General features: G+C 66.8%; 1 protein-coding gene. It reads left to right on the plus strand.

The genetic code is table 11. The annotated features are described in order from the left end of the window. Positions 1 to 426: 426 nt before the first annotated feature. A partial coding sequence (locus tag P409_RS33670; RefSeq protein WP_034848951.1) for a dicarboxylate/amino acid:cation symporter occupies positions 427 to 1,665 on the plus strand: 1,239 nt, incomplete at its 3' end.

Here is a 1,665-nt window from a genome sequence, read left to right on the forward strand (position 1 = left end):
GCGGGAGAGTCTAGCACCGTGATCCGGGCGTTGCCTCTCCCACAACGCCACCCCTACCGTCATTGCGAGGAGGCGAAGCCGACGAAGCAATCCACCGTCCCGCAAGGGCTGCATGGATTGCTTCGCTGCGCTCGCACTGACGGTGCCAGGAAGGCGATATCGCTTGAATGTGTGCGGGTCCCCGCCTTCTCTCAGGCCGTCCTGTGTGGATTTCCGCACAGATCCGCCCTCGGCCGCCGCCTCTCTCGGAGGAAGGGTCCTTTCCAATCAACAACATGGCGGAATTCGGGCAGGAACGCCTCGTCTGGCACGGCACTTGCGACATGGGGAGGGCCGTCCGCAAGAAGGGCATCCCCGGGGCGGCAGGAAACCCCATTGCCGGCCCGGCCGCGATCATCGCGGCCCGTGCCCCGAGGAGTGTGTGCCATGGCCTCTCACGCCGCCGACGCGACGCCGCGTCCGCCCGTGCCCTTCTACCGCCATCTCTACGTCCAGGTGCTGATCGCGGTGGTGATCGGCGTGCTGCTCGGCCATTTCTGGCCGGAGACCGGGGCGTCGCTGCAGCCGCTGGGCGACGGCTTCATCAAGCTGGTGAAGATGATCATCGCGCCGGTCATCTTCCTGACCGTCGTCACCGGCATCGCCAGCATGCACGACCTGGAGAAGGTCGGCCGGGTCGGCGCCAAGGCGATGATCTACTTCCTGGTGTTCTCGACCCTGGCGCTGATCGTCGGCCTGGTGATCGCCAATCTGGTCCAGCCGGGCGCCGGCCTGAACATCGACCCGGCGACGCTGGACCCGAAGGCGGTGGAGAAATACACCACCCAGGCGCATGACCAGTCGATCGTCGGCTTCCTCCTGAACGTCATCCCGACGACGATGGTCAGCGCCTTCGTCGGCGGCGACATCCTGCAGGTGCTGTTCGTCTCGGTCCTGTTCGGCATCGGCCTCGCCATGACCGGCGAGAAGGGCGCGCCCGTGCTGAACTTCCTGAAGGCGGTGTCGGGCGCCGTGTTCAAGGTCGTCGCCATCCTGATGAAGGCGGCCCCGATCGGCGCCTTCGGCGCCATGGCCTTCACCATCGGCAAGTTCGGCATCGGCTCGGTGATCAACCTGGCCTTCCTGGTCGGCACCTTCTACGTCACCGCGATCATCTTCGTGGTCGTCGTGCTCGGCGCCGTCGCCCGCTACAACGGCTTCTCGGTGCTGGCGCTGATCCGCTACATCAAGGCCGAGCTGCTGCTGGTGCTGGGCACCAGCTCGTCGGAGGCGGCGCTGCCGTCGCTGATGGAGAAGATGGAGCGCGCGGGCTGCGCCAAGCCGGTGGTCGGCCTGGTGATCCCGACCGGCTATTCCTTCAACCTCGACGGCACCAACATCTACATGACCATGGCGGCGCTGTTCATCGCCCAGGCGACGAACACGCACCTGTCCTATGGCGACGAGATCCTGCTGCTGCTGGTGGCGATGCTCAGCTCCAAGGGCGCGGCCGGCGTCACCGGCTCGGGCTTCATCACCCTGGCGGCGACGCTGTCGGTGGTGCCGACCGTGCCGGTCGCCGGCATGGCGCTGATCCTCGGCGTCGACCGCTTCATGTCGGAGTGCCGGGCGCTGACCAACATCGTCGGCAACGCCGTGGCGGCGGTCGTCGTCGCCCGCTGGGAG

This window comes from Inquilinus limosus MP06 (genome assembly GCF_000767795.1).
In the GTDB taxonomy this organism is placed as follows: domain Bacteria; phylum Pseudomonadota; class Alphaproteobacteria; order DSM-16000; family Inquilinaceae; genus Inquilinus; species Inquilinus limosus_E.